The organism is Sorangiineae bacterium MSr11954 (genome assembly GCA_037157815.1).
Taxonomy (GTDB): Bacteria; Myxococcota_A; Polyangia; order Polyangiales; family Polyangiaceae; genus Pendulispora; species Pendulispora albinea.
Genome location: CP089984.1, coordinates 7,728,670 through 7,752,229, shown reverse-complemented (window position 1 = coordinate 7,752,229; position 23,560 = coordinate 7,728,670). Strand labels below are relative to the sequence as shown.

20 protein-coding genes are annotated in these 23,560 nt (G+C 66.2%); 8 read left to right on the top strand and 12 right to left on the bottom strand.

Translation table 11 applies throughout. From position 1 onward, the window contains the following. Positions 1–5: 5 nt before the first annotated feature. A complete protein-coding gene (locus LZC94_29940) occupies positions 6–1,655 on the bottom strand; it encodes a hybrid sensor histidine kinase/response regulator (protein ID WXB12064.1) in 1,650 nt (549 codons plus the stop codon). A 351-nt stretch (positions 1,656–2,006) separates the two neighbouring features. Between LZC94_29940 and LZC94_29935 the strand changes: the two genes are divergently transcribed. After that, positions 2,007–2,768, top strand: coding sequence for a UdgX family uracil-DNA binding protein (locus LZC94_29935; protein WXB12063.1), 762 nt, complete (start codon positions 2,007–2,009; stop codon positions 2,766–2,768). Here the strand turns inward: LZC94_29935 and LZC94_29930 are convergent. Both LZC94_29930 and LZC94_29925 read right to left on the bottom strand, forming a co-directional pair. Continuing rightward, entirely contained in the window at positions 2,705–3,910 is a 1,206-nt protein-coding gene (locus LZC94_29930) for a glutathione-dependent formaldehyde dehydrogenase (GenBank protein WXB12062.1), read from the bottom strand. The genes LZC94_29935 and LZC94_29930 overlap by 64 nt on opposite strands. A gap of 87 nt (positions 3,911–3,997) precedes the next feature. Continuing rightward, positions 3,998–5,521, bottom strand: a complete 1,524-nt coding sequence (locus LZC94_29925) for an FAD-dependent oxidoreductase (GenBank protein WXB12061.1) — start codon at positions 5,519–5,521, stop codon at positions 3,998–4,000. Here LZC94_29925 and LZC94_29920 point away from each other — a divergent pair. Continuing rightward, positions 5,511–5,711 carry a hypothetical protein gene (locus LZC94_29920; protein WXB12060.1) on the top strand — a complete coding sequence of 67 codons (201 nt, stop codon included), beginning with the start codon at positions 5,511–5,513 and terminating at the stop codon, positions 5,709–5,711. The genes LZC94_29925 and LZC94_29920 overlap by 11 nt on opposite strands. A 24-nt stretch (positions 5,712–5,735) precedes the next feature. Here LZC94_29920 and LZC94_29915 read toward each other — a convergent pair whose 3' ends face one another. The 6 genes from LZC94_29915 to glgX all read right to left on the bottom strand — a co-directional run bounded on the left by LZC94_29915 (position 5,736) and on the right by glgX (position 16,220). Next, positions 5,736–6,497, bottom strand: coding sequence for a DUF4142 domain-containing protein (locus LZC94_29915; protein WXB12059.1), 762 nt, complete (start codon positions 6,495–6,497; stop codon positions 5,736–5,738). 38 nt (positions 6,498–6,535) lie between these two features. After that, positions 6,536–7,030, bottom strand: a complete 495-nt coding sequence (locus LZC94_29910; protein WXB12058.1) for a hemerythrin domain-containing protein — start codon at positions 7,028–7,030, stop codon at positions 6,536–6,538. Further along, positions 6,996–8,441 (bottom strand): MmgE/PrpD family protein, encoded by a 1,446-nt coding sequence (locus tag LZC94_29905; GenBank protein ID WXB12057.1) that lies wholly within the window; start codon positions 8,439–8,441, stop codon positions 6,996–6,998. The genes LZC94_29910 and LZC94_29905 overlap by 35 nt, the downstream gene beginning before the upstream one ends. Positions 8,442–8,545: 104 nt before the next feature. Continuing rightward, on the bottom strand, positions 8,546–9,355 hold the full coding sequence (locus LZC94_29900) for a DUF72 domain-containing protein (GenBank protein ID WXB12056.1): 810 nt from the start codon (positions 9,353–9,355) through the stop codon (positions 8,546–8,548). 77 nt (positions 9,356–9,432) lie between these two features. Further along, entirely contained in the window at positions 9,433–11,262 is a 1,830-nt protein-coding gene (treZ, locus tag LZC94_29895) for a malto-oligosyltrehalose trehalohydrolase (protein WXB12055.1), read from the bottom strand. Further along, positions 11,259–16,220: a glycogen debranching protein GlgX gene (gene glgX, locus LZC94_29890; protein WXB12054.1), complete on the bottom strand. Its 4,962-nt coding sequence runs from the start codon at positions 16,218–16,220 to the stop codon at positions 11,259–11,261. Before glgX ends, treZ begins: the two co-directional genes overlap by 4 nt. A gap of 253 nt (positions 16,221–16,473) precedes the next feature. Here glgX and LZC94_29885 point away from each other — a divergent pair, with 253 nt between their 5' ends. Next, on the top strand, positions 16,474–16,662 hold the full coding sequence (locus tag LZC94_29885; GenBank protein WXB12053.1) for a hypothetical protein: 189 nt from the start codon (positions 16,474–16,476) through the stop codon (positions 16,660–16,662). Between the two features lie 53 nt (positions 16,663–16,715). Next, positions 16,716–17,060 (top strand): hypothetical protein, encoded by a 345-nt coding sequence (locus LZC94_29880; GenBank protein ID WXB12052.1) that lies wholly within the window; start codon positions 16,716–16,718, stop codon positions 17,058–17,060. A gap of 167 nt (positions 17,061–17,227) precedes the next feature. On the opposite strand, the gene LZC94_29875 is transcribed toward LZC94_29880, so the two are convergent. Then, complete coding sequence (locus tag LZC94_29875) at positions 17,228–17,392, bottom strand: DUF1328 domain-containing protein (GenBank protein ID WXB12051.1); 165 nt, start codon at positions 17,390–17,392, stop codon at positions 17,228–17,230. 209 nt (positions 17,393–17,601) lie between these two features. Here LZC94_29875 and LZC94_29870 point away from each other — a divergent pair, with 209 nt between their 5' ends. Next, the gene (locus LZC94_29870) at positions 17,602–19,965 is read left to right on the top strand and encodes a phosphoketolase family protein (GenBank protein WXB12050.1); all 2,364 of its coding nucleotides are present in this window, start codon (positions 17,602–17,604) and stop codon (positions 19,963–19,965) included. Beyond that, entirely contained in the window at positions 19,962–21,185 is a 1,224-nt protein-coding gene (locus LZC94_29865) for an acetate/propionate family kinase (GenBank protein ID WXB12049.1), read from the top strand. The genes LZC94_29870 and LZC94_29865 overlap by 4 nt, the downstream gene beginning before the upstream one ends. Before the next feature lie 24 nt (positions 21,186–21,209). On the opposite strand, the gene LZC94_29860 is transcribed toward LZC94_29865, so the two are convergent. Then, entirely contained in the window at positions 21,210–21,968 is a 759-nt protein-coding gene (locus LZC94_29860) for a glutathione S-transferase N-terminal domain-containing protein (protein WXB12048.1), read from the bottom strand. A gap of 83 nt (positions 21,969–22,051) precedes the next feature. Here LZC94_29860 and LZC94_29855 point away from each other — a divergent pair, with 83 nt between their 5' ends. Beyond that, positions 22,052–22,363: a hypothetical protein gene (locus tag LZC94_29855; protein WXB12047.1), complete on the top strand. Its 312-nt coding sequence runs from the start codon at positions 22,052–22,054 to the stop codon at positions 22,361–22,363. A 137-nt stretch (positions 22,364–22,500) separates the two neighbouring features. Beyond that, on the top strand, positions 22,501–22,860 hold the full coding sequence (locus LZC94_29850; GenBank protein ID WXB12046.1) for a hypothetical protein: 360 nt from the start codon (positions 22,501–22,503) through the stop codon (positions 22,858–22,860). Here LZC94_29850 and LZC94_29845 read toward each other — a convergent pair. Further along, positions 22,790–23,356 (bottom strand): GNAT family N-acetyltransferase, encoded by a 567-nt coding sequence (locus tag LZC94_29845; protein ID WXB12045.1) that lies wholly within the window; start codon positions 23,354–23,356, stop codon positions 22,790–22,792. The genes LZC94_29850 and LZC94_29845 overlap by 71 nt on opposite strands. Positions 23,357–23,560 lie beyond the last annotated feature (204 nt).

The following is a 23,560-nucleotide window of genomic DNA, read 5'->3' as shown; positions in this document are numbered from 1 at the left end:
GCTCCTCAGGTGGTTCGGTGCTTGGTCGCCGGATGGTCCCGCCGTCTCCGGCTCAAATCGACGAAGACGGCGACTTTCTTGCGAACGATCTCGGCATCGAGGGGTTTGACGAGATAATCGGCGCCGCCCGCAGAATAGGCCCGATGGATCTCCTGCGGATCGTCGCCAAACGCGGTGACGAAGATGATGGGGATATCGCGACTGCGCTCGAGAGCCTTTAGATGCACGGCCACCTCGAGGCCGTTCATCCCCGGCATCGAGATATCGAGCAGCGCGACGCTGAAGGTCTCCCGCAGGGCCAGGCGCAACGCGTCTTCGCCCGAGGCGGCGGTCACCAAACGGTAGCCCGGTTGCGCGAGGATGGCCTCCAGCGCCAAGAGGTTCTCGGGCCGGTCGTCGACCAGGAGAATGTTGGCGACGTCCGGCTCGCTCTCCTCGCGTGCACCGGCGCGCGCGGTCTCGTTCATGCGCTGCACGGCCGGAATGGTGAAGTACATGGTCGTCCCGACGTGGGGCGTGCTCTCGGCCCAAATGCGCCCGCCGTGCGCTTCGACGATGGCTTTGCAAATGGTGAGGCCCAGGCCCGTGCCGCGCCGATCGGCCTTCTTTGCTTGCCAAAAACGGTCGAAGATATGGGGCATCTGCTCGGGCGAAATGCCGGCGCCGGTGTCCTTGACCCAGAGCAGGACCTCGCGGGCGCGGTGCGTGGCGCCGACGGTGATCGATCCCCCGGGCGCGGTGAACTTGAGCGCGTTGCCGATGAGGTTCTCCAGCACCTCGAAGAGCCGCTCTTCGTCCGCGTCGAAGGCCGGCAGCTCGGGCGAGAGATCGGTGGCCAGGATGACCGAAACGTCGGCGGCCAGATTCTGCTGCGACTCCACGGCGGCGAGGATGACCTCCGCGGGCTCGATGGGGTGCAGCTCGATGGAAAAGCGACCAGTCTCCACCGCGTCGATCTCCTGCAAATCTTGAATGAGCCGGGCGGCCCGCTGCGCGCTGCGGATGATGCGCTCGATGGGCCTGCGAACCGACGACTCGCTCAGGCGCTGCAAGAGGGTATTGGCGGCAATGGATATGACGGTAATCGGGTTTTGCAAATCGTGTGCAACCACGGAGAGCACATCGTTGCGGGAGCGCCCCACCGGGCTCGCCGCGAGGTGAACGATGGCCGCGGCCGCCCCGCGCGCGAGGCGCTCGAGGATGCGCTTGTCGCCGTGCGAGAACTCCCGAGGCTGGGAGGTGCCGAGCCAAATGGTCGCCACGAGCTTTCCCGCGTCGTGGAGCGGCAAAAGATAGACGGCCTGGTTGCGCAGGGGGAGCGTGGCGATGCCCGCCGCCGCACCCGGTGCACCCGGCGACGCCGGCGGCCCGGCTGACGCGGGCGCCCCATGGGACGTGGGTGACACGAGCCGCGGGGTGCCGTCGGTTGGCCGGCTCAGGGTTTCGTCTTGGGGATCGAACGGCAGGGAAAAGTCCGATGCAGCGTCCTCGTCAGCCTGGCTCGAGCCCACGGCGGCGTGGATGCTATGGGTCGCGCGCGTGCGCAGCCGATCGCCTTCGCGCAGGCAAAGAATGGCGGTGTGCGGGTGCACCGCGTCGACGAAGAGGGCGAGCAACCTCGGGAGGAGGCTCTCGAGGTCGTTGCTCGTTGCCATGGCGTTCGCCAGGCCATCGAGCGCATGGGCGAAGCGGCGTTCGAGCTCGAGCTCATGCTCCAGTTCTCGTGCCGACCGGGCGGGGGATTCGAGCGGTTTTTGCGCCATTCGGACGGGGCCACGATACCACGGAAGATGGCGCGGCGATTGCTCTCGAAAATGCTCCGCATAGGCACCTGTCGATCGCGACTCCGACGGATGTCTGAGCTTTGCACACACACCAGGAGGTTGCCCATGAGACGAGGAATGCCCGTACCCAAGCCATTCGTCCTTTTCGTTGCCGGTCTTTTCGCGGTGGCAATGGTCATCTACTTCGTGGTTGGATTGCCGATTTCGCATTGAGGGGGCCGCATGGTGCAAGCCTCGAAATCGGAGCAACCCGCCGCGCCGGTGCCGGAAGATGGCACCCTCGACAATCTGACGGACGCGGCCAAAGGCTGTCGCGCGTGCCCCCTTTGGGAGAGGGCGACGCAAACGGTATTTGGCCGAGGACCGACGGGCTCGCGCGTCATGCTGGTGGGCGAGCAGCCGGGCGACTCCGAGGATCGCTTCGGTGAACCCTTCGTTGGCCCCGCCGGGCGGCTCCTCGACCAGGCGCTGAAGAGGGCCGGCTTCGATCGCGAAGCGATCTACGTGACCAACGCGGTGAAGCACTTCAAGTGGGAGCCGCGCGGCAAGCGGCGCCTGCATAGCAAGCCCAATCGCGGCGAGATCGAGGCCTGCCGCCCTTGGCTGGACGCCGAAATTCGCGCCGTCCGGCCGAGGGTCATCGTGTGCTTGGGGGCGACCGCGGCCCAGGCGCTGCTCGGCAAAGAGCTCCGCGTCACCCGGGATCGGGGCAAGGCGATACCCTCGCCGCTCGCCCCCTACGTGATGGCCACCGTTCATCCGTCCTCCCTCCTCCGATCGCCCGACGAGGAGACGCGCCGCCGGGAGATGGAGCGCTTCGTCGATGATTTGAAGAAAGCGCGCGCCTATGCCGCAGCGCCCGCGGAGCCCGCGCCGTCTCCGGCATCTGCGCCACCTCGCCCCGCCGGGCGAAAATCATCTCAAGCCGCCGGGCGGAGCTCGACCTTGGTCCAACCGGGCTCGCGGCGATCGAAGGCTTTGTAGGCCTCGATCGCCGACACCAGCGGGCCCGTTTGCGTGAGCACCTCGGTGGGATCGATGACCCCGCTCTCCACCAGCTCCAGGAGCTTGGGAATGTACTTGCGGTGATTGCAATTGCCCATTTTGACGGTGAGGTTTTTGTTCATGGCGATTCCAATGGGGAAGGTGGTCGCCGCCTGCGGATAGACCCCGACGATCCCCAAGGAGCCGCCCTTGGCCGCGGCCTGCACGGCCCAGCGAAGCACCTGCGAGGGCGCGTGCCCGGGGTGCCAATTGTGGCCTTGGGGGTTGGTCTCGGGCGCGACGGTCGCCACCTCCTTTTCGAAGGTCTCGTGCTCGTCCGACGAGGTCTTCGCGGGCCCCGACTCCGCGCACTCGGCGTCGATGCCCACCGCGTCGACCGTACGATCCACGCCGCTGCCGCCGGTGAGCTCGCGGAGGACCGCCACCGGATCCTCGTGGTTGAAGTCGATGATCTCCGCGCCTTGCGAGCGCGCCATGGCGAGGCGGGTGGGGATGGTGTCGACCGCGAAGATGCGGCCTGCGCCCAGGTGCTTGGCGCTCGCAATGGCAAACTGCCCCACCGGGCCGCAGCCGTAGACGACCACGGTATCCCCATCTCGGATTTCGGCCAGCTTGGCGCCGAAGTAGCCAGTGGGGAAAATGTCGGAGAGCAAAATGGCCTGCTCGTCGGTGACACCCGCCGGCAGCTTGACCAACCCGACATTGGCAAAGGGGACGCGCGCCCACTCCGCCTGAAGGCCTTGAAAGGGGCCCGTCTCCTCGGGGCCACCGAAGAACGCGGTGCCGGTGCCGCGCGGGTTGGCGCGATCGCACTGCGAATAATACGCCGCCCGGCAATACACGCAGACGCCGCACGCGATGGTCGACGGGATGACGACGCGATCGCCGACGGACAGGTTGCGCACCCCGCGGCCGATCTCCTCCACGACCCCCACGCCTTCGTGGCCCAAAATGGTGCCGGGCTTCATTCCTGCCATGGTGCCGCGCACCATGTGCAGATCGGTGCCGCAAATGGCGCTGGCGGTGAGCCGGACGATGGCATCGAAGGGGCTCTCGATGCGAGGCTCCTTGACGTCATCGAGGCGAATGTCACCGATACCGTGAAATACAACGGCTTTCATGGAGATCTCCTTTTCTTCGTTCGTCCGTTTTTGGTCGTCGTTCGAGGCCTTCCGATTCGAGGCGGTTCGAGCGCCCTATTCGAGGCCTCAGATGGGCCGGCGGGTGAGCGGACGGGTGGCGGGGCCGTGCAAGACCTTCCCCGAGGTGTCGAAGCGCGAACCATGGCAAGGGCAATCCCACGAGCGCTCGGCGTTGTTGAAGGTCACGTGGCAGCCGAGGTGCGAGCAGACCGGCGAGAGCGCGTGCACGGCGCCCAGCTCGTCGCGGTAGACGGCGACCTTCTCCGTGCCCATCAGGACGATTTTTCCTTCGCCGGCCGCGACCTCGTCGAGGGTATGCGCATGGCGCAAGCGGTCACCCACGAAGTGGGCAGGAAAATCGATATTCTCTTTGAAGAAGGGCTTGGCGCTGGCCAGCGGCTTGATGCGCGACGGTGAATAGAGCTCCAAATACGCGCCCGCGTGCGGGGCGGCTTCGTCGGCCAGCAGCATGCCGGCCAAGGTCCCGAAGGTCATGCCATTGCCGCTGTACCCGATGCCGATGGATATCTTCTCTTTCCCCGGCAAGCGCCCGATGTACGGGAGCCCGTCGAGCGGTTCCAGGATCTGCCCGGACCAGCGGTGCGTGACCTCGGCGGCCCCGAAGCGCTGGCGCGCATACGTCTCGAGCCGGGTCCAACAGGCTTCGGCGTCGTCGTTCTGGCCGGTCTTGTGGTCTTCGCCGCCGATGATCGCGTAGCGGCTGCCCGAGGCCTCCGCCAGGCGGATGTAGTGGTACGGTTGGTCGGTGTCCCAAAGGAGGACCCCGGGTATATTTCCAGGATCGCGAATGGCGATGGCGTAGGTTCGGTAGTGGGCCAATTTGGTTTGCATCGCCAAGCGGGTAGGCGGCGCGCTGGCGGCGACGATCACCCGATCGGCGGTGAGCGGCTGCACGGGGGTCAGCTCGTCCTTACCATTGGCCACCACCAGCCGGCATGGCTCGCCCTCCTCGATGTCGCGGACTTGGGCGCCCTCGAAGACGTGGCAGCCATCGCCGGGAATGGCGCGCGCCAGGGCCATGAGATAATGCCCCGCGTGCAGCTGGGCCTGATCGGGAAAGCAAATGGCCGCGGCGCACGGGAAGGGGAGCGGCACCTCGCGGATCATGCGCACGGGGATACCGGCCCGCGCCGCGGCCTCGTACTCCTCGTGGAGCGCGTGCAGATCCTCCTCGCGCTCCGAGTACAACAAACCCGGGACGATGCGGTGATCGCACGCGATCCCGAGCTCCCGCACGAACGCGCCGATGCGGGCCACGGCCGCCCGGCTGGAGAGGGCGGCCGCCTTCGCAGCCTCGGCGCCGAAGTCTTTTTCGAGCGTGGCGTAGCGCGCGTCGATGGCCTCCGTCAAATGCGCGGTGGTGTGCATGCTGTTCTCGCCACCAACCCGACGCGCCTCGAGGACGGCGACCTTTTTGCCCGCGCGCTTCAGGATCAACGCGGCCGTGAGCCCCGTGATGCCGCCGCCCACGACGGCGACGTCCACGTGCAATCCACGATCGAGCTGCGGGTACGAAATGACGGGCGTGGTGGTATGCCACAGAGAAGAAGATTCGTTCATGAACGTCATTTCGTACCTTTCCTTCGTTTCTTTCGTTGCCGGTGTTGGCGCGATGGCCGAACGCGTTCGTCCGCGCGCAGTCGGCGCGATCTCGAACGCGTTCGGCGCCATCGCCACGATCGTGCAAGAGAACGCGATAAGGCGTAAAGTCGATGCGTCGCTGAGCGGCGGTAGATGGGATAAACGCGATAAACGGTGAGCGCGATGGCCGGCGAGGTCGCCGCTATTTGGTCGTGAGGGACCGCTGGATATCCTGCGCTTCGCGGAGGTGACCCTCGACCTTGGCGCGCACCGATTGGAGCATGGTGCGGAGATCGGGGCTCTTCGCGCTGGGGAGAAGCTTGGTATCGATGGTGTCGAGCACCGTTCGATGCGCCTTGACCTGAGCGTCCATATAGGTGCGATCGAAATCGGCGTTGCTCAACTTGAGCTGTTGCACCGTGCTCTCGGAGTCGCTCTTCAGCATGGCGCTGGTGTTGCTCTCCGAGGGGGAGAGCGCGTTCTGCTTGGCGAGCTCATTCCCCTTGGCGTCGGCCTCGCTATGCTCCTTCACCATCATGGCGGCAAATCGCTTGACCCGCGCGTCCTTTGCTTTTTGCTGCGCGAGGCGCGCTTGCTCGACCTCTCCCATGTTGGCCACGTGGGTGACTTGAAGGATCTCGCTGTCCGAGAGGGTGCTCGGACTGCCAGTGGCGGTGCCCGACCCTCCCATGGTGGTGCTCGACCCTCCCATCGCCGTGTTCGAGCCGGTGGTCGTCGTGGTCGAGCCCATGCTCGTCACGCCGGTGCTGGTCCCGGTGTTGTCGGACCCTTTGGTGGCCGTGTCGCTGTTGGGCGGTGCGGCCGCGTTGCCCGCGCTGGAGGAGGTCGTGTCGGACGCTCCTTGCGGCGACTCGGCCGGCGGCGGGCTGCTGCTGCCGCAGGCCAGGGCGAACATGGGCACCAGGGCCACGATGGACGAAAATGCAGAATGACGAATGCTCATGGAATCCTCCCAATTTGTAATCAGGCGCGCCCCGGGCGTCAGGCGCGCGCGCTCGCGGGGGCGTGGCCCGAGGTGACGGCGACGCCCCCCTTTCCAACCACGCGCTCGTACCCGAGACGCTTGGTCTCGTCGAAGAGCGATTTCATCTCCACCCCCAGCTCGGTGGAGCGCTCCTTGAGCGCCTTCTCGGCCTTGGGAAAGAGCTCCTCTTCTTCTTCCTCGACGTGGTGCTCGATGATCTCCTTCAGGGTGATCAGCTTGGCTTTGAACGTGTCATCGTTCTTCTGGGCGCGCATGAGGCGCTTCAAGGCGAATCGCGCGACCGCGTGCTCCTCGTAGGACTCGAGCACGAGGTCTTTGTCGGCCTCGAGGACGGCCGGGTAGAAAATCTCCTGCTCGATGACCATGTGAGCCGCGAGATTGTTGGCCAGCTCGTTGAGGAGGGTCTTGGCATTTCCATTCCCTCGTTCGAGCTGCGAAAAGAGATTCTTTACCTCGTTATGTTGCTTCTTCAGCAATTCGGTCGCCTTCATGGTGCTCTCCTTCGCTGGTGGAATTGCAGGGAGCGTGCCGCTCGGTGCCTACGTTTGCGAGCAGGGCGGTGAGGGACGCCACGTCGTACGACTCGATGCGATCGATGCAGTCGACGATGCGCTCCGCGTGGTGCCGCTCGGTCAAGCCTTCGGTCAGGGCCAGGAACTTGATGACGGCGCCATCCCACGGAAGGGGTCGGGTGTGAAAGCCCAAGTAGTCTTCCTTTTCGCGCACCAGCTCCTTGCCGCCCGCCAGGCTGATTCGGACGCGCGAGGGGAGCTTGTCCGGGTAGGCGCGGGTGAAGCGCCGCACGTCTTGCGTGTGAACGCGGTGCAGGAGCTCCTGCACGTCCGCGCGAGCGATCCGGTCCGGTAGATATTGGGCGGGCGAGACCTGGCCATCGAGCAGGGCCACGGCCACGATATAAGGAATGCTGTGATCGGCCTGCTCTTTGGTGTGCACGTCGTCTTTGTCGCCCGCCTCTTTGCCCCCGGGGGCCACGATGTTGTAGGCCTGCTTGAACACGTCCACGTCGACCCGCTCGATGGTGTACGGGCGAGGCCGGTGCTCCTGCCGCAGCTCCAGGGCGGCTTCGACCAAGGTCTGCGTGTGCGCCTCGGAGTTGAAGCGTTTGACGGACGAGCGAAGCACGCGCTCGAAGTCCTCTTTCTCCCATGAAATCTCGAACCGGCCCGAGAGCGCCTCTTGCAGCCCGAGGCGCCCCTCGATGAGGCCCAGCGGGCCCGTCATGCCCCGCGACGCGAGGTAAGTACAATGCAGCGCCGCGGCCGCGTGGTGCGCGGACGCCACGCCCTTCCACTGCGAGAGGTGCCCTTCGCGGGTGACGATCATCCCTTGTTGGGAGACGCCGCTCAAGGCCATGGCGTGCGCGGTCTGCTCCCGCGATAGGCCCAGGGCCTTGGAGACGCCGCCCGCCACGGCATAAGCCTGCTGAACGGTGTGGTCGAACCCTTTGGCCTGCACGGGCGCTTCGTCGATGAGGCGCGACTGAATATGATACGCGACCGCCATGGCCACCAACAAATCGCGACCCGATCGGCCCTGATCCTCCGCCGCCGCCAGCACCGCGGCGATGGTGTCGCTGGGGTGGCACGTTTGCTTTGGCGCCGCATAAAAGTCCATGAAGTCGAGATAACGAACGAGCGTCCCATTGTAGAAACAAGCACGGTCGGGCGCCGTCTTCCCGCCCCCCACCAAGGTGACGTGCCCCGATCCGCCGAATGCGTCCACCTGCGCGCGCACCGCCCGTACCGGTTTACCCAAGAGCGCCCCAATGGCGCAGCCGACGCTGTCGAGCAATCGAATCTTCAGCGCCCGCCGCGCGTCCTCGGAAATGAGCTCCCAACTGGCGCGTTCGACGAACGCGGCCATTCGTTCAATCTCGTGCATGGCCTCGCATGTTGCAATTGGGATGCACAACACGGTTGAACTTCGTAGTCCGCATTTTTTCGTGGCATGTCGCCACGAGGGGCCATTCTGCCCGCGAGGCTTCGTCAGGCCGCCGCGCGATGCAGAAGGTCGCGCAAGGATTGGGCGTCGAAGGGGGCGTGCACCTTGGCGTCGTTGTCGAAATAGACATAGACGTCACGCCCCGTGGTGCGCGAAGGCGCCGGGGCGGGCGAGGCGCGGCGCGCGCCCTGCAACTCGGTGCCGCGGCGCCATGCTTCGATGCGGTGAGCCCAGCGCGACAAGGATTGTGGGGTGTAGCCGCTCTCGTAGAGTTTTTCGTCGCCGTGGAGGCGGACGTAGACGAAGCCCGCGGTGACGTCCTCGAAGTCGGGGAAGCGGCCGGCCGTGTCGGCGACGCACAGGGCGATGCGATGGCGGCGGAGCAGCGCGATGAAGTCGGGGTGATGAAAGCTCGGGTGCCGGATTTCCAGCGCGTAACGCAGCGGGTGGTTGGTGGTGTGGGTGACGTGCGCGCGGCCCTCCAGGCGCTCGTCGTGGTGTTGCGCCAGGGCGGCCGCCGCCTTCATGGTGCGCGGCAAGAGCTCGAAGAAATGGCTCAAGCGCTCGCGGTCGAAGGGCATGCTCGGCGGGAGCTGCCAGAGGATCGGGCCGAGCTTCTCCTCGAGCGCCAGGATGCCCGAGCCGAAGAAGTTCGCCAGCGCGGTCTCGACATTCGTAAGCCGCTTCATGTGCGTGATGAAGCGGCTCCCCTTGACGGCAAAGACGAAGTCGGGCGGGGTCTCCGCGTGCCACCGCGCGACGCTCTCCGGGCGCAAGAGCGAATAGAACGATCCGTTGACCTCGATGGAGTCGACCGCGCGGCTCGCGAAGGCGAGCTCCCGCGCGTGCGCCATCCCCGCAGGGTAAAACACGCCGCGCCACCGCGCATAGTTCCAGCCGGAGATCCCAATTCGAACGGTGCCGTTGCGTATTACCCCGGCGTGGCGCATGTGCCCCTCCACACGGCCGCCGTCCACGGTGCAAGCTCTTTTTCATGGGGTTCACGGGCTTCATGCGGTCGGGCGCCGCTGGTCCACATGAGTTCGAATTGGTGGATCGCGCGGGGTGGAATCGGGGCCGGGGCGCCATCGAAATTGATCATCACCAGGCGCACGTCCGCCTCGTGCCACAGTCGTACGACCAGCAAGCCATTCGAGACCTCGGCGCGCAAACGCTCCCGCGCGCCGCGGCGAAACACTGGGTCGGTGCGTCGAAGGGCCAGGAGCTCGCGGTAGAGTTGGAGGACCCGCCGGTGCGGCTCCTCGTTGCGCTCCTCCCATCGAAGCTGGGAGCGCTGAAAGGTCTCGAGCGCTTGCGGATCGGGGATATGGGCGCGCGCATCGGGGTTGGCGAAGGCTGCGAAGGACTTGAACTCGTCGCGGCGGCCGGCGGAGACGAGGTGACCGAGCTCTTCGTCGTGGTCCGTAAAGTAGAGGAATGGGCTCGTCGCGGCCCATTCTTGGCCCATGAACAGCAGTGGCGTCATGGGCAATAGCAAGAGCAACGCCGATGCGGCGCAGTAGGCGTCGAGGGACGTGAGCGCCGTGAGGCGCTCGCCCAGCGCCCGATTGCCGATCTGATCGTGATTCTGAATGCAATAGACGAACGCTCGGGCAGGCAATCCGCGCGCGCTCTTGCCGCGGGGGCTGCCCGTGGGTGCAAAGGGCTGCCCTTCGTAGAACCACCCGCGCTCCAAGGTGCGCGCCAGATCGGCGGCGCCGGGATGGTAGGCGGCGTAATAGCCATCGCGTTCGCCCGTGAGGGTCACATGGACGTGATGATGGAAATCATCCGCCCAAATGGCATCCATCGCCAGCGATTCGACCACCGCCGGCTCGTTCCGCTCGTCCTCGGCGATGAGCACCTTGCGCGCTCCAGGGGAGGCGATTCGGTCTGCGAGCTCGCGCAGCTCGAGCAAGACATGGCGCGGGCTCGGATCGAAGATGGCGTGCGTCGCGTCCAGGCGCAGGCCGTCGAAGCGAAGCTCCTCGAGCCAGTAGCGCGCGTTGTCCAGGACGTACCGGCGCATGGCGGGGTGCGCGAAGTTGGGCGCGTCGCCCCACGCGGTGCGATGGTCGTGCGAAAAATACTCCGGGGCGTAGGCGCTGAGGTAGTTCCCGGCGGGCCCGAAGTGGTTGTACACCACGTCCAAGAGCACCCCGAGGCCGAGCCCGTGCGCCTCGTCGATGAAGCGCCGGAGCGCGTCGGGGGGACCATAGGCCGCGAGCGGCGCGTAGAGGGCGACGCCGTCGTATCCCCAGCCGCGCGCCCCCGGAAAGGCGGCGATCGGCATCAACTGCAAGGTGGTCACCCCCAGCTCCGCGAGCTCGCGCAGGTGCGCGCGCGCCGCATCGTACGTGCCCTCGGGGGTGAACGTGCCCACGTGCAGCTCGTAGAGGATCTGCTCCTCCAGCGGCCGGCCCACGCCGTGGCCGTGCTTCCAGTCGAAGGCGCCCGCCACCACCATCGCCGGACCGTGCACCCCGTGTGGAAGCCAGCGCGCGTACGGATCCGGGAGCTCGCGTTCGCCGAGCACGAACCGATACAGCGCCCCCGCGCGCACGCCTTCGACCCGTGCCTCGAAATACCCCGTGTGCTCGGCGCCGAGGGGCTTCATCGCGTGGGTCGCGAGGGCGCGCCCGTCCTCCCCATAGATGCGCACGGCGCACGAATCGGCGGTGGTCACGAAGGCGCCGAAGCGTGTTCCCTGGGGGTCGGGGAGCGCCCCCAAGATCGGTCGATCGCGGTCGGATCGGTTCATTTGGCCTCACGGAGCAAGAGCGCGACGGGGAACGTGGCCAGGAGCTCGGCCATGGGCACCGCGCCATCGATACGAAGGGAGGCGCCCGTCATCAGGTTGCGGTAGGTGCCGGGGTGGGGAATGCGTAGCCGTTCGGCGCCCCACACTTGGCCAATCGGCCAAGGCGTTTCGCCCCGCGTGAGGCTGTACGACAAGCGCGGCACGCAGCAGACGAGGCGATCGTCGCCGAAGGCGCGGGTGAACGCGACCACGTGATCACCGTCGGCGAGGGCCTCGTAGTCGCCGCGCAAGAAGAGCTCGCGCTTCTCTTTGCGCAAGGAGAGCGCGACGTGGGTGACGTAAAGCTTGACCGCGCCGTCGGTGAACGTCTCCAAGAGATCGCGGCTGAGCGCGGCCCGGTCGGACGAGCGCTCCTGGATGCGCGACAGCATCTGCCGCCTGCGCACGAAGTCGACCGGTCGCCGGTTGTCCGGATCGACGAAGCTTTGGTTCCAGAGCTCGGAGCCCTGGTACGTATCCGCCACACCCGGCGAGCAATAGCGCAGGAGGCATTGACCGAGCCCGTTCACGGCGCCGTAGGGGGCGATGATCTCGCAGAAGCGCCGCACGTCCTCGAGGAACGCGTCGTGGGACATGACGCGGCGAACGAACTGGATGAGCGCCTCGTCGTAGGCGGCGTTGGGGTTGGCCCACGAGGTCTCTTGCTTGGCCTCCTTGGCCGCTTTCAGCAAGAAGCTCTCGATGCGCTGGGTGAACTCCTCCCGGCCGTCGCGGCCATTCCACCCGAGCGGCCAGGCGCCGATCAGCGCTTGATAGAAGAGGTACTCCAAGCCGCGGCTCGGCGCGCCCTCGCGGGCGGAGCGCATGCCTTGCGTGAGATCGCTGAAGCGCCGCACCGCCCGCCGCCAGGCCTCGGGCATCTCCGACAGGACGGCGATGCGCGCGGAGGCGTCCTCGCCGCGCTTGGTGTCGTGGGTCGACGTGCTGATCATCGACAGCGGCCAGGAGCGCTCGCGATCGGTGTTCTGCGCGTGGAACTCGTCGATGCTCGTTCCGAACTTGGAGGGAGCCCCGCCCACCTCGTTGAGGCAGATGAGCCGGTGGTAGCGGTAGAAGGCGGTGTCCTCCACGGCCTTGGCCATCACTGGGCCCGTGAGCTGCTGGAAGCGGAGCGCGAACCGCACGTGCTCTGCGCGGTTCTCGTCGCCGGGGTCGACGCGCAAGAGGAGCACGTCCTCGAGGAAGGAGAACACGGTCGCGCTCATCGACGGGTTGTTCTTTTGCGCGGTGGCGATGGCGGTCTTGATGCGCCGCACCTCTTCCTCGCTGGGCGGCTCCTGCTCGCGCACATAGGTCCGGTACACGGAGAAGACGGAGATCGTCTCGCTCAGCGCCCGCGCCAGGCTGACGAAGGTGAAGTCCCGCGAGCGGCGATTTCGCGCGGCGATGCGCTCCAGCGCGCGGCCGAGGATCTGCATCTCGCTGGCCAAGGTGAAGCGCATGATGTGCCATTTGCTCTCGTAGACATGGTCTTTGAACGAGCGCCGATCACCGGTGAATTGCCCGTGGAACGAGGTGAGCGCGTCCTCGGCGCGGGGGTCGACCCATAGGCCGCGCACCGCGGCCAAGAACTCGTAGCCGGTGGTTCCATCGATGGGCCAGGTGGCCGGGAGGCGCTCGCTGGGCTCCAGGATCTTCTCGACCAAGAGGGGAAGGGGGCGGGTGAGATCGTCGGGGCCCGCCTCCGCGAGCTCCACCCCGGGGGTCGCATGAAAGCGGTGCTGGAGGCTCTCGAAGTAGACGAAGGGATCGTAGAGGCCGTCGGTGTGATCGAGCCGCAGCGCTTGAACGCGGTGCTCGTCGAGCAGCTTGAACACCAAGCCGTGGCTGCGCTCGAAGACCGAGGGCAGCTCCATCCGGATGGCCGCCAGATCGTTCACGTCGAAGAAGCGCCGGAAGTTGATCTCCTCGGCCGCCACCCGCCACGACGCCAGCCGGTAGCTCTGACGCTGCAAGAGATCGTCGAGCGCATCGAAGCTCCGAGGGTCGTCCGAGGTGCCGTTGATCGCGAGCAGCGCGCGCTCGATGCCGGCCAAGACCTCGGGCGCGCGGGACACCAGCTCCTCCAGCCTGCGCTTGATGATCTCTTTCTCGCGCGCGCGCTCCTTGCGCGACTCGGGCGACGTCTGGCGCCGGTCGGGCAGATGGCGCATGGCCGAGAGGATGCTCTCGAACTCCATGCGCGCGTCGGCGCCCTCGTCGAGCTCCATGGTGGTGAGCGCCCGCTCGCCGAGCGGCACCAAGGTCTCGGGGGCGAGCGGCACCCGCGCGTCGCCATAGGCGAGGCGGAAGAACCCGTTCTCCCACACCACGCGCAGCTCGCCGCGCTCCAGGACGATTCCATATTGGTCGCCGAGGATGGGGAGCAGGACGCGGTTCTCCAGATCGGCCTTGGGCGGGCACCAATCGATATCGAAGTACTCGGCGCAGAGGGAGCTCTGGCCGTTCTCCAGCACGTCGTCCCATGTCGTGTTCTGACCGACGGCGATGCCCATGTGGTTGGGGACCCAGTCGAGGACGAGCCCCAGCCCCCGCTCCTTCAAGCGATCGGAGAGCTCCAAGAACTCGGCCTCCGTCCCCAGCTCCTCGTTCAATCGATTGTGATCGACCACGTCGTAGCCGTGGGTGCTCCCGCGCGCCGCCGCCAGCAGCGGCGAGACGTACAGATCGGAGACGCCGAGGGCGACCACGTAGTCGAGGGCGTCGCGCGCGGCCTTGAATCCGAAACCCGCGTGCAATTGCAATCGATACGTCGAGAGCAAGGTGTGCAGCGCGCCCCCGGTTCGAACGACGCGCGACGGGGCCCAGAAGAACTTGAGCGATCGCGCGACGGCGACCGTGGTCTCGCCGGGGGTGCAGGTCTCGACCGCCTGATCGTCGTTGGTGTCGACCAGGACGTGCCAGGGCTCGCGCACCGTCTCCAGCTCGGGGATGGTGAAGGTCTGCGTCTCGGGGGTGGCGTTGATGAGCAAGAGCAGGTTGTCGTCCACCAAGCGGCGCCCGTTTTCATCCACCTCGTCGATGCCTCGGCCCGCGAGGAACATGGCCACGCACACGGGGCGCGGCGCGTTCCAGTCGTCCACCGTCATGGGCCGCCCGTCGCAGCGGAACCACGCGAGATCGGGCAAGTCGGTGTTGTGGATGTCGCGGCCTTGGAAGAACTTGGAGCGGTTGAGCGCCGGGTGCTCCCGCCGGATCCGGAGCAGGCGTTTGACGAACTCGAAGAGCTTGCGTCCCTCGTCGGACCAATTCCAATCCACCCAGCTGGTGGGGTTGTCTTGGCAATAGGCGTTGTTGTTGCCGTGTTGCGTTCGGGCGAACTCGTCGCCGGCCACCAACATGGGCGTTCCCTGGGAGAGGAGCAAGGTGGCGAGGAGGTTTCGCCGCTGGCGCGCGCGCAGGGCGTTGATCCCCGGATCCTCGGTGGGGCCCTCGACCCCGCAGTTCCAAGAGTGCTCGTTGTTCGAGCCGTCTTGGTTGTTCTCGCCGTTGGCCTCGTTGTGTTTGACCTCGTAGGTCACCAGATCGTTCAAGGTGAAGCCGTCGTGCGCCGTGATCAGGTTGATGCTCGCGGAGGGCCGCCGCCCGCTCGCCTCGTAAAGATCGCTGCTGCCGGTGAGGCGGTAGCCGACTTCGCCCGCCCGGCCATCGCCGCGCCAGAGCGCGCGCACCGAGTCGCGGTAGCGGCCGTTCCACTCGGCCCAACGAATGGGGAAATTGCCGACTTGGTAGCCGCCTTCGCCCACGTCCCAGGGCTCGGCGATCAATTTGACCTCGCTCAGGGCCGGCGACTGGTGGATCAAGGTGAAGAAGCTCGAGAGCTGATCGACGTCGTGGAGCTGGCGGGCGAGGGCGGAGGCGAGGTCGAAGCGAAAGCCGTCGACGTGCATCTCGGAGGCCCAGTACCGGAGCGAGTCCATGATGAGCGCCAGGACCTGCGGGTGGCGCACGTTGAGGGTATTTCCCGTGCCCGTATAATCGAAATAGTAGCGCGGGGATTCGCCCACCAATCGGTAATACGTGGGGTTGTCTATCCCTTTGAAGTTGAAGGTGGGGCCGAGTTGATTGCCCTCGGCCGTGTGGTTGTAGACGACGTCGAGGATCACCTCGATGCCCGCCCGATGCAGGGTCTTGACCATCGTCTTGAACTCGCGCACCTCGCTGCCGAGCTCTCCGCCGGACCGGTAGCGCACGTCGGGCGCGAAGAAGCCGATGGTGTTGTATCCCCAATAATTGCGGAGCCCGAGATCGAGCAGGCGCTTGTCGTCGACGAAGGCGTGAATGGGCATCAGCTCGATGGCCGTGACCCCCAGCTCGCGCAGGTGCCGCACGATGGCGGGGTGGGCCACGGCGCTGTAGGTGCCGCGGATGGACTCCGGGATCTCGGGGTGCAGCTTGGTGAGGCCGCGCACATGGGCCTCGTAGATCACCGAGCGATGCAGGGGCGTGCGCAGCGGGGCGTCGCCCTCCCAGTCGAACTCGTGGTCGACCACGACCGCGCGCGGAACGCCCAGCGCGTCCGTCTCGATGGGCGCCGCGTCGCCGTCGCGGTGGCCCAGTTGGTAGGCGAAGCAGCCGCGATCCCAGTTCTCCGTGCCGTCGACCGCGTGCGCGTAAGGATCGAGCAGCACCACGTTGGGGTGGAAGCGAAGCCCGCGCTCGGGTTCGTAGGGGCCGTGCACGCGGTATCCATAACGCTGGCCGGGCATGAGGCCCGGCGCATAGGCGTGCCAGACGAACGCCGTTCGGTCGGGAATGGGCAGACGGGTCTCCCGGCCGTCGGCATCGAAGAGGCAGAGCTCCACCTGGGTGGCGTTCTCGGAGTAGAGGGCGAAGTTGACGCCGGCGCCATCCCATGTGGCGCCCAACGGATACGGAGTTCCCGGTAAGAGTTTCATGTGTCTCCGTGCGTTTTCGAACCGTGGCAGATGGCCGCGATGCGCTGTTTTGCCTCAAGACCAACTTCAGGACCTTCTTCAAGGAAGGCGTGAACGCGATGAGCTCCGCCGGACGCAATTCTCGCGCCCGCAATGGACGCTTCGTGGCGCGGATGGAGGCGGTCGAGCCAAAGCTTGAGCCAAGGTGGCATGGGCTCTGCGTTGGATTCCTTCGCATGCGATGGAATGGGGGGCGGAGCTAGGAGACTCTCTCATGAATCGATCAACCATCCCGACACCGATCCCGCTCGTCACGACCGTGAGCCTCTTTGCCACTGCGTCACTCTTGCCGGGGTGCAGGGCCGTCGCCGGTATTTTCAAGGCGGGTGTTTGGGTCGGCGTCATCGTCATCGTGGCCCTTTTGGCGATCCTCGCCGGCGCCGTTTCTCTGGTTCGCAAGTAAGTTCGTGCCGACTGGCACGTGCAATGCGTAGCGCGCAGCGAGGAGAAATCACCATGCCGAACACATCGCAATCGGACCAACGCGACAAACAACAACGACAACAAGACGGCGCTTCGCGTGACCCGTCGAGGAGCGGTGGCCCTCAATCCGGAGCCCAGCTTCGCCGACCCGAGTCCAAGGACGCAGGCGCCGCCCCCGAGGGCGCGGAGCAACCGAACGAAGGCGAAGGCAGTCGCACGGGCGCCCGCGCGTACGATGCAGCGACCGAGAAATACATTCGCTCGGGCAAGGTGGAGAAGGCGGCCCAAGAAGCCAAGCGCGCCGTCGACGGTGAGGAAGGCGAAGAGCTACGCGAGGCGGAGAAAGAAGGGCGAAGCCACGCTAAGGAAGACGACTGACGAAACGTGACGTCCGACGGCACCCGGCAAAAAAAGCGCGCGGTGCCGGCGGCATGCGTCGAAGAGCGTGATGCCACGATCAGTACCGCGACCGCCCGAGGGTGAATCGGTCGCGGTACTGACGCACGCGCGCTCCGGCGACGCGGCGAAACTGCGAAACTGCGAAACTAGAGTGGGCTCCTGCGACCGAGGAGCACCGAGATGACGGCGAGCACCAGGAATGCAAAAAAGAGGATCTTCGCGATCCCGGCCGCGCTTGCCGCGATACCACCGAATCCAAAGACCGCTGCCACCAGCGCGATGATGAAAAAGACTGCTGCCCAGTAGAGCATGTTTTCGACCTTTCTACCCCCGAGTCTCCCCGTCCCTACGAGCATCCCACGTGCCATCTTCTACGGGCCGCATTCCAACGTTGCGGATGGTGGTGAAGGACGCGCCACCCGGGAGGCGCCGAAGAGCTGAAGCCGAGAGATCGGACGCCTCGAGATCCCGAAGACCCGAAACAGCTGGAGGGGGAAGCGATCGCCTTCCCGGAAAAGTCATGTACGAGCGAACTTTGTCGGTCGATGAAATCGTTGCCTTGGACGCCTATTGGCGCGCCGCGAATTACCTCACGGTGGGGCAAATTTATCTTCAGGACAATCCGTTGCTCCGCGAGCCTTTGCAGCCGGAGCACATCAAGCCGCGGCTCCTCGGTCATTGGGGAACGTCGCCGGGGCTGAACTTCGTTTATGCGCACGTCAATCGCATCATCCTGGAGCGCGACGCCGATGTGATTTTTCTGGTGGGCCCGGGCCATGGCGGGCCCGCGCTCCTCGCCAACGTGTACCTCGAGGGCACCTACAGCGAGGTGTACCCCAAGGTCACCCAGGACGCCGCGGGCATGCGCGCGCTCTTTCGCCAGTTCTCCACCCCCGGCGGGGTGCCGAGCCATGTGAGCCCGCCGACCCCCGGATCCATCCACGAGGGTGGGGAGCTCGGGTACGTGCTGGCGCACGCCTTCGGCGCCGCGTTCGATCACCCCGATCTGCTGGTGGTGGCCGTGGTGGGCGACGGCGAGGCGGAGACGGCCCCGCTCGAGGGCTCCTGGAAGGGCGTGAGCTTTTTGAACCCGCTGCACGATGGCGCGGTGCTCCCCATTCTGCACCTGAACGAGTTCAAGATCGGGGGCCCCACGGTGCTCGGCCGCACCTCCGACGAGGACATCGCGAGCTTGCTCGCCGGGCACGGCTACGATCCGCACTTCGTGCGCGGCGACGACCCCATGCACGTCCACGCCACGTTTGCGCGCGCGCTCGAGGCGTGTGTCGACACCATCGGCCGCATTCAACGCGCGGCGCGCGCGAAGGGGCACATCACCGAGCGGCGCCGCTGGCCCGCCATCGTGCTTCGTACGCCCAAAGGGTGGACGGGGCCGAAAGAGGTCGACGGCGTGAAGATCGAAGGGACCTTTCGCGCGCACCAAGTGCCGCTCGCGTCGGTGCGCACGAACCGCGCGCACTTGAGGATGCTCGAGGCGTGGATGAAGAGCTACCAGCCGGAGCTGCTGTTCGACGAGCGGGGCCGGCTCGCACCTCATCTCGCCAAGCTCGCGCCCAAGGGCGAGCGGCGCATGGGCGCGAACCCGCACGCCAACGGGGGCCGTCTCTCCGTTCCGCTCGATCTTCCGGACATCGGAGCCTATGCGCTCGACGTCCCCCATCCCGGCGCCGAGCTCCACGAGTCGACGCGTCGATTGGGGCAATTCTTGCGCGACATCTACCGAAAGAACCCCACCAACTTCCGACTCTTTTGCCCCGACGAGACGAACTCGAACCGCCTGGGCGCGGTGTTCGACATCGAGACGCGCTGCTTGGTGGAGCGCACCACGCCCGACGACGAGCGCGTATCGCCCAATGGTCGGGTGATGGAAGTGCTCAGCGAGCACAATTGCCAAGGGTGGCTCGAAGGTTATCTGCTCACGGGCCGCCACGGCCTTTTTGCGACATACGAGGCATTTGCCCTCATCGTTGCATCGATGGCGACCCAGCACGCCAAATGGCTGGAGGCCTGCGAGGATCTGCCGTGGAGGGCGCCCGTTCCCTCCTTGAACGTTCTTTTGACATCGACCTGCTGGAGGAACGATCATAACGGGTTCAGTCATCAAGGGCCCGGCTTCATGGACACCGTCATTTCGAAGAAGGGGACGGTGTCGCGCGTCTACCTCCCGCCCGACGCCAATTGTCTTTTGGCCGTGGCCGACCACTGCTTGCGCAGCAAAAACCACGTAAACCTGATCATCATCGACAAGCAACCCCAGCTCCAGTGGCTCGATTTGGACGCGGCCCGCGAACATTGCGAGCGCGGCGCCTCGATTTGGAAATGGGCCGGCAATGGGGACGAGGGTGAGCCCGATATCGTCCTCGCGTGCGCGGGCGATATCGCCACATGGGAGACGATGGCCGCGGCCGCGTGGCTGCGCGAGAAGGCGCCGGGGATGAATGTTCGGGTGGTGAACCTCGTCGATCTGATGGCGCTCGCCTCACCCGAGGAGCACCCGCACGGGATGCCCGACGATCGCTTCATCGAGCTGTTCACGGAGGGGGAGCATGTCGTGTTCGCCTTTCATGGATACCCGGGCGCCGTGCACCAGCTCCTTCATGGCCGTCCGCAGGCCGCGCGGTTTCACGTGCGCGGCTACCGCGAGGAGGGGACCACCACCACCCCGTTCGATATGGTCGTCCTCAATCGCACCAGCCGCTTTCATCTCGCCATGGAGGCCCTCCGCCGCGCCCGGCGCCCGCCCGAGCACGCGGAGTTGCTCATCGACGAGTGCACCGCCATTTTGAAGCGCCATTCGAGCTATGTGCGCGAGCACTTCCAGGACATGCCCGAAATTCGAAGCTGGACATGGAGGAGCCGGTGAGCGGTGCGGGCTCGAACGCCGTTCTCGTCATCAACAGCGGATCGTCGTCGTTGAAGATCGCCCTCTTCGAGCTGGGCGTTCGCCCGGGCGGCGAGCCGGGCCTGGCGGAGCGCGATGGGGGTGAGCGGCGCGTGGCGGAAGGGGCCGTTACGCGCATGGGGTCGGCGGAGGCGCGCGCATGGCTTCGCGCGGGCAACGTGCGGCGCGAGCAAGGCGGCAGCTGGGCCCACCATGCCGGGGCTCTGAATGTCGTGCTCAAGTGGCTCGACGAGCTCGTCGCGGTGCGGCCTCCGGCGGTGGGCCACCGGTTGGTGCACGGCGGGCCGCACGTCACCGCGCCCGCGCGCATCGACGCGGAGCTGCTCACCAGGCTTCGCGCCGCCGTCGCCTTTGCGCCGCTGCATCTCCCGGCCGCCATGGCGGCCATCGAGGCCGCTCGCGCGCGGTTTCCCGAGGTTCCGCAGGTCGCCTGCTTCGATACCGCCTTTCACACCACGATGCCCGAGATCGCCCGGCGGCTGCCGATACCGTCCGCGCTGCACGACGAAGGCGTCCGCCGCTATGGCTTTCACGGCCTTTCGTACGAGTTCGTCCTCTCGTCGCTCTCGTCGCGTGCCGGCGAGCCGTTGCCCGCGCGCATCGTGATCGCGCACCTTGGAAGCGGCGCGAGCCTGGTGGCGGTGAAGGACGGCAAAGCCATCGATACCACCATGGGCTTTACGCCCGCGGGCGGCGTGCCGATGGGCACGCGCACCGGCGATCTCGACCCGGGCGTGTTGGTGTACCTCGCCCGCGCAAAGCAGCTTGGACCCGACGCCATCGAGCGCATCGTGGACCGCGAGTCGGGGCTCCTTGCCGTGGGCGGCAGCTCGGATATGGAAACGCTGATCGATCGCTCGGCGCGCGATCCGGGGGCCCGATTGGCCATCGAAATGTTTGGTTATGCGATACGAAAAGCCATTGGCGCGCTGTCGTTTGCACTGGGCGGCCTCGATCTTTTGGTGTTCACGGGCGGCATCGGCGAGCACGTGCCCGAGGTGCGCGCGCTCGCCTGCGGCGGCCTCGAGGCCTTTGGCGTGGCCCTCGATCGCGCGAAGAACGAGCGCGGCGAGCACCTCGTTCACCAAGCGGGCAGTCCATGCGCGATTCGTGTCATGGCAACGGACGAGGAGCGCGTCATCGCGCGGCACACGTACGCGCTTTTGGCGCGGGCCGGCTAAGCCCGCGCCCCCCGCGCGGTCCGACTAAGCTTGCGCGGCGAAGTGGCCTTCGAGATAACGAATGATGGCGCGCGACTCGACGATCTCGATGCTGCGCGGGCGGTCGACCAAGTAGGGGACCTGCATCTTGCCGGTGCGCTCGATGAACGCGGGACGCTTGGCGCTGCCCCGCGCCACGTTGTGCAGGATGTAGGAGATCTCCAGCTTGGTGAGAACCTCTCGCACCAAGCGGCAGTAGGGCGAAGCCTCGTAGCTATAGAGCTCCAGCAGGTCTTCCGGCTCCTTGGAGGGCATGGTCTTCGACGTTTGAGGCTTGCGAAGCAGTGACGCGACGCGTGACGTGGCATTCGTCAGGGCGCCCAGGCGCAGCGGCAGGGGGACCGTGCCGTCGCCGTACTCGTTGAAGAGATAGCGGACGATCGCGTCCGAGTCGGACGAGCTGAAGTCGGTGTTCGCGTCGATGAGCAGCGGGATCTCGAAGCGACCGAGGCGTTCTTCCACGATGTGTCGGGATCGCTTCGGGGGCTCTGCGCACGGGTGTACGAGGGCGTCGAGATCCAGGATTGATAGGGCTTCGCGCACTTTGCGGGAGAAGGGACACCCTTCGCGCTCGTACAATTCGAGGAGCTTGGTGGGGCGTTTTCCCACGTGCGCGACGTAGGCCCCGCTCCCCAGCCGGGCGAGTGTGGCCGCGACGGACGTCGCAAAGTCGATCGCCTCCGTAAGGGGGTAGTTTTTCTTCCAAATGAACAAGGGGTCGAGGGAAGTGCCGCCGATTTTCATGCGAGCGTGCCGTGCAAGATCATGGCCGAAATAGGCCCAGACGGAGGGTGGCCCGTTCGATGCATTGAGACAGCCGTATGTGGATGAGTCAAATCGAGAACGGCTGGTCGGTCCTCGCGCAGTGGGTTGAGCGCGGGGAGGTGAAAATGGGAGGTCTTCGCGCGGGCGGGGTGAAGGCCCGAATCCAAAAGAGCCTGTCGCGGATGCAATCGCTTCGCGACGACGTGCGCGAGAATCTGCACCTCGCGGGCATGGAGGAGATGGTCGAGTGGCAAAAGCTCGAGGAGCGCGGGCTCGAGATCGAGCAACGATTGCACGAGGCCACGAAGGACGTGCAGGCAAACCTGGACGACATGATCCTTCGGCTTTCGAAGCTGCGTTCGGCGATGTTTTGATGAAGCCGCCCGCGGGCGACGGATGCCGAGCACGCTCGGCACCGGGCACGTCATCCTCGCGGCATGAATTGCGCAAACTCGAAAATGGGCAATCCGAGGAGCTCGAGGTTGTCCGGGACGGAAGGAGCCCCTACGTCATGAACCCTCGCAAACAAGTTCCCGTCTACCTTCGGTACGCCGAAGACGGCACCACCATCGCCCGCTGCCCGTCGCTGAATTGCCACTGCGAGGCGCCTTCCCGCGCGCAGGCACTTCGTACGATCCAGCTGCTCATGCAAGAAGCCACGGCCGCTCCCGTCGAGGGGACAGGGGCCGCTCTGCGCCATCGTACGAACGAGGTCGTCTTCGTGGCGGTAGCGCCCCCGGCGCGGCGCGGGATCCGCCGGAAAACCGCCGAGCGGGTCTCGCGTTGGCGACGCTTGCGCGTCAAGTGCGATGAGTGCCTGGAGGCCGTGCGGCACCTGGAGGCGATGATGAAGGCGGGGCTCCCGGAGTGAGCGCGCGCAGCGACATTTCGTAGACGTGCTCATCGCTCGATGCGCCCTTGAACGTGTCGGCGCCCGCGATGGTGGTGCGGTGCTGGAAGCCGAGTCGTTTCACCAAGCGCAGGGACGGTTGGTTGCGGGTGTCGATGTACGCCTCCGCCCGTACAACATGGTCCTCGCGGGCGATCCGGTGGAGCATCCACTGCACGCCCTCCGTCGCGTAGCCGTGACCCCAATAGGGCGCTAGCAGCATATATGCGATCAGCGCGCGTCCGTCCGCGAACACCGTGGCTTGCAGGGTGCCGAGGGGCTCGCCGTTGGATGCTGCGAACATCACCCAGTTGCGCCAGATCTCGTCTTGTTTGCGGGAGCCTGCGGCCAGGTGTTCGTAGCGCGCGGTGAGCGCGGCCAGCGACGCGGGCGGATCCTCCGGGATGTACGTGTAGAGCCGAACGTCGCCCAACCCGGCGAAGAGGCGCGGTGCATGGGCCGGTGCCAGGGGTTCCATGCGGAGTCGGGTGGGGTGCACGATGCTGGGAGCATACGTCGGGTGCGTGCGGGGCGCATCGGGCGAGGGCGTCGGCCGACGTGGTGCGGGTTGCGCGATGCGATCGACACGATGCGTGCGGCGCGATGCGTGCGGCGCGATGCGATCCGGGCGCCGTGATGCGAGCGACACGATGCGTGCGGCGCGATGCGATCCGGGCGCCGT

Coding starts and splice junctions, on each gene's coding strand:
- LZC94_29940 (WXB12064.1), bottom strand. CDS start 1,655: ATGGCAACGAGCAACGACCTCGAGAGCCTCCTCCCGAGGTTGCTCGCC.
- LZC94_29935 (WXB12063.1), top strand. CDS start 2,007: ATGGTGCAAGCCTCGAAATCGGAGCAACCCGCCGCGCCGGTGCCGGAA.
- LZC94_29930 (WXB12062.1), bottom strand. CDS start 3,910: ATGAAAGCCGTTGTATTTCACGGTATCGGTGACATTCGCCTCGATGAC.
- LZC94_29920 (WXB12060.1), top strand. CDS start 5,511: ATGAACGTCATTTCGTACCTTTCCTTCGTTTCTTTCGTTGCCGGTGTT.
- LZC94_29925 (WXB12061.1), bottom strand. CDS start 5,521: ATGACGTTCATGAACGAATCTTCTTCTCTGTGGCATACCACCACGCCC.
- LZC94_29915 (WXB12059.1), bottom strand. CDS start 6,497: ATGAGCATTCGTCATTCTGCATTTTCGTCCATCGTGGCCCTGGTGCCC.
- LZC94_29910 (WXB12058.1), bottom strand. CDS start 7,030: ATGAAGGCGACCGAATTGCTGAAGAAGCAACATAACGAGGTAAAGAAT.
- LZC94_29905 (WXB12057.1), bottom strand. CDS start 8,441: ATGCACGAGATTGAACGAATGGCCGCGTTCGTCGAACGCGCCAGTTGG.
- LZC94_29900 (WXB12056.1), bottom strand. CDS start 9,355: ATGGCGCACGCGCGGGAGCTCGCCTTCGCGAGCCGCGCGGTCGACTCC.
- treZ (WXB12055.1), bottom strand. CDS start 11,262: ATGAACCGATCCGACCGCGATCGACCGATCTTGGGGGCGCTCCCCGAC.
- glgX (WXB12054.1), bottom strand. CDS start 16,220: ATGAAACTCTTACCGGGAACTCCGTATCCGTTGGGCGCCACATGGGAT.
- LZC94_29885 (WXB12053.1), top strand. CDS start 16,474: ATGAATCGATCAACCATCCCGACACCGATCCCGCTCGTCACGACCGTG.
- LZC94_29880 (WXB12052.1), top strand. CDS start 16,716: ATGCCGAACACATCGCAATCGGACCAACGCGACAAACAACAACGACAA.
- LZC94_29875 (WXB12051.1), bottom strand. CDS start 17,392: ATGCTCTACTGGGCAGCAGTCTTTTTCATCATCGCGCTGGTGGCAGCG.
- LZC94_29870 (WXB12050.1), top strand. CDS start 17,602: ATGTACGAGCGAACTTTGTCGGTCGATGAAATCGTTGCCTTGGACGCC.
- LZC94_29860 (WXB12048.1), bottom strand. CDS start 21,968: ATGAAAATCGGCGGCACTTCCCTCGACCCCTTGTTCATTTGGAAGAAA.
- LZC94_29855 (WXB12047.1), top strand. CDS start 22,052: ATGAGTCAAATCGAGAACGGCTGGTCGGTCCTCGCGCAGTGGGTTGAG.
- LZC94_29850 (WXB12046.1), top strand. CDS start 22,501: ATGAACCCTCGCAAACAAGTTCCCGTCTACCTTCGGTACGCCGAAGAC.
- LZC94_29845 (WXB12045.1), bottom strand. CDS start 23,356: ATGGAACCCCTGGCACCGGCCCATGCACCGCGCCTCTTCGCCGGGTTG.